The 3,014-nt window shown below is 70.0% G+C and carries 4 protein-coding genes; 1 reads left to right on the forward strand and 3 read right to left on the reverse strand.

Going from position 1 to position 3,014, the window contains the following annotated elements:
* Window positions 1-67: 67 nt before the first annotated feature.
* The 3 genes from ACE3O8_RS13280 to ACE3O8_RS13290 are packed head-to-tail and all read right to left on the reverse strand — an operon-like array spanning window position 68 to window position 2,572.
* The gene (locus ACE3O8_RS13280; RefSeq protein WP_374390499.1) at window positions 68-634 is read right to left on the reverse strand and encodes an ActR/PrrA/RegA family redox response regulator transcription factor; all 567 of its coding nucleotides are present in this window, start codon (window positions 632-634) and stop codon (window positions 68-70) included.
* A gap of 15 nt (window positions 635-649) precedes the next feature.
* Complete coding sequence (locus ACE3O8_RS13285; protein ID WP_374390501.1) at window positions 650-1,954, reverse strand: ActS/PrrB/RegB family redox-sensitive histidine kinase; 1,305 nt, start codon at window positions 1,952-1,954, stop codon at window positions 650-652.
* Window positions 1,955-1,969: 15 nt separating this feature from the next.
* A complete protein-coding gene (locus ACE3O8_RS13290) occupies window positions 1,970-2,572 on the reverse strand; it encodes an ankyrin repeat domain-containing protein (RefSeq protein WP_374390503.1) in 603 nt (200 codons plus the stop codon).
* 61 nt (window positions 2,573-2,633) lie between these two features.
* Between ACE3O8_RS13290 and ACE3O8_RS13295 the strand changes: the two genes are divergently transcribed.
* The coding region (locus ACE3O8_RS13295; RefSeq protein WP_374390505.1) for an SCO family protein at window positions 2,634-3,014 on the forward strand (381 nt) is incomplete at its 3' end.

The raw sequence follows: 3,014 nt of genomic DNA on the forward strand, positions 1-3,014 counted from the left end.
CATCTGTACATAGGTGGGGATCAGCAGCTTCGTCAGCGACATCGGATCATCTCCTTCGCGGTCAGCTTCAGCGCGGGCTTCGCTTCGCCAGAATCCGCTGCAGCGTCCGCCGGTGCATCTTCAGCCGCCGCGCGGTTTCCGACACGTTGCGGTCGCACAGCTCGTACACGCGCTGGATATGCTCCCACCGCACGCGATCCGCGCTCATCGGCTCCGAGGGCGGCTCGGGCCGCTCGCCCGCAGGCGTCAGCAGGGCGTTCACCAGATCGTCGGGATCGGCGGGTTTCGCCAGATAGTCGATCGCGCCTTCCTTCACCGCCGCCACCGCGGTTGCCAGATTGCCATAGCCCGTCAGCACCACGACGCGGGTTTCCGGGTGCATGCGGCGCAGTTCCGCCACCAGGTCCAGCCCGTTGCCATCGCCCAGCCGCAGGTCCAGCACGGCATATTCGGGCTCGATCTCGCGCATCAGCGCCCGCGCCTCGGCGGCCGAGGCGGCGGCGCGCACATCGAAACCACGGCGGCCCAGCGTCAGCGCAAGGCGCTGCCGGAAGCTCGAATCATCATCCGCCAGCAGCAGAAGGCCATGTTCGGCTTCCGGGCCGGATTCGGGCGATGCAGCGGGTTCAGCCATGGAACATCCCTCTCCTCAGGGGCGCGGTGCGGGCTCGACGGCCGCCGGCCCGGCCTCGATATCGGATCGGACCCAACGAATGTCCACCTGCGCCCCGCCTTCGGCTCGGTTGGCGAAGGACAGCCGCGCCCCCGTCCGTTCCAGCAGGGTCGTCGCGATGAAGATGCCAAGCCCGGTAGAGCCCGAGCCGGAAATGCTGGGGCCCAGGAACGGCTCGCCCAGCTTCGGCAGCAGGTCGGGCGGAAAACCCGGCCCGTCGTCGCTGATGCGGATCCAGATCAGGTCGGCGGCGTCGCCCGATTCCACGCGAATGCCCGCGGCCGCATGCCGCAGCGCGTTGGACAGGATATTGGAAAGCCCGTGCAGCAGCTCTGGGCCGCGCCGCACCACCGGGCCGCCGCCCGGCGCCCAGCCATAGCGCAGCTCCACCGGCACCCGCGTCGGCTCATATTGCGCCACCACCTCGCGCAGCAGCGCCGGCAGCGGCAGTTCGGGGAAGGGGTCGTCCGCTTCGGCGCGTTCGGAAATGCCGGTCAGGATGTCGCGGCAGCGCAGCGCCTCCTGCAACAGCAGCCGCACGTCCGGCCCCAGCGCCGGATCGGCGTTCAGCGCGTCGCGCAGGTCGCGGGCGATCAGCGTGATGGTGCCCAGTGGCCCGCCCAGTTCATGCGCCGCCGCCGCCGCGAGGGAGCCAAGCGCCCCCATGCGCGTCTCGCGGTCCAGCGCGGCCTGCGTGGCGATCAGCGCCGCCTGCCGCCGCCGCCCCTCGGCCGAAACCTGCCAGGCATAGAAGGCCAGGAACCCCATGCTGAACCCCACCGCCACCAGGATGCCAAGGCTATAGACAGGGGGCAGCGCCATCGCCGCGCCCGGCCCCCAAGGCAGCGGCAGGTGCCAGCGCCATAGCGCCGCCAGCAGCACCAGCGCCGCCGCCAGCAGCACCACCGTCGCCCGTGCCGACAGCAGCGTGGCGGAAATGGTGACGGGCACCAGCATCAGCACGACGAAGGGATTGGAAAGCCCGCCCGTCAGATACAGCAGCGCCGACAGCTGGACGAGATCATAGCCCAGGTGGACCAGGGCTGCCCGGCCGTCCAGCCGGTCCCCCGGCCGGTAGAGCGCCGTCAGCCCCAGGTTCAGCGCAATGGAGGCGGCGATTGCCGCCAGCGCCGGCACCCAGGGCAGCGGAAACCCCAGCCCCAGCCCCACCACCAGCAGCGCCAGCAACTGCCCCGCGATCGCCGCCCAGCGCAGCAGCACCACCGTCTGCACCCGCACGCCGGGCCGGCCGATGTCCGTCAGCAGGCGCGGCAGCAGCATGGCCTCAGCCCCGCGTCAGAGGCTGGGGCCGACGGACTTCTTCGCGCCCTTCTTCGGCGCTTCGGCCAGCGCCTTGGCGATCGGGCCGCTGCGGATGTCGCGCGCGGCATAATCCCGCGCGGACATGCCGGCCAGATTGTCGGTCCGGTCCGGGTCCGCGCCGGCGTTCAGCAGATACTGCACCGATGTGGCGTCGCGCATCTGCACCGCCTTGATCAGCGGCGTTTCGCCCCGGTTGTTGGCGCCGTCCACCTGCGCCTTCGCCGCCAGCATCACCCGCACGCCGTCGGGAAAGGCGTTGAGCGCGGCGATCCCCAGCGGGGTGTTGCCCTCGCGGTCGCGCAGGTTGGGATCGGCGCCATTCTGCAACAGGAAGCCCATCCAGGGCGTGTCGCGCCGCTTGATGGCGATCATCAGCGCGGTTTCGCCGCTGTCGCCGTCGCGCGCGTTGATGATGGTGGAACCGGGCTTGTCGATCAGGCCCTTCGCCTTCAGCACATCCTTGTCGCGCACCGCCTTCAGGAAATTATAGCCGTCCGAAAACTGCGCGGCCGCCGGCGTCGCCACGGCGATCGTCGCCGCCAGCGCCAGCCCAAGTCCTGCCCGAAATCCGTTCATCTTCTGTCCCCGATGTCGCACGCCGCTCGCATCGCTTTCGGATAGCGGATATGTGCCCCCCATGAACAGCCGCCAATCCACCAGCAAATCATCCATGAAGTCGCGCCTGCCGCTGATCCTGCTCGCGCTCGCCGCGCTGGCGGCGGGGCTGATCTTCGCGCTGAAGCCGTCGGCCGCGCCGCAGGGCAATCTCAGCGGCTCCGCCGTCGGCGGCCCCTTCACCCTGCAGGACGAATCCGGCACCACCGTCACCTCCGCCAGCTACGACGGCAAATGGCGGCTGATGTATTTCGGCTTCACCTATTGCCCCGACATCTGCCCGACCGACACGGCCAAGCTCGCGGCGGGCCTGAAGGCGTTCGAGGCGAAGCACCCGGACGCCGCCGCCAAAGTGCAGCCGCTGTTCGTCACCGTCGATCCCGAACGCGACACCCCGGCCGCG

The organism is Sandaracinobacter sp., from assembly GCF_041909755.1.
Classification (GTDB): Bacteria; Pseudomonadota; Alphaproteobacteria; order Sphingomonadales; family Sphingomonadaceae; genus Sandaracinobacteroides.

Excerpts from the sequence above, each read along its gene's own strand:
- ACE3O8_RS13280 (WP_374390499.1), bottom strand. The coding sequence starts at position 634 with ATGGCTGAACCCGCTGCATCGCCCGAATCCGGCCCGGAAGCCGAACAT.
- ACE3O8_RS13285 (WP_374390501.1), bottom strand. The coding sequence starts at position 1,954 with ATGCTGCTGCCGCGCCTGCTGACGGACATCGGCCGGCCCGGCGTGCGG.
- ACE3O8_RS13290 (WP_374390503.1), bottom strand. The coding sequence starts at position 2,572 with ATGAACGGATTTCGGGCAGGACTTGGGCTGGCGCTGGCGGCGACGATC.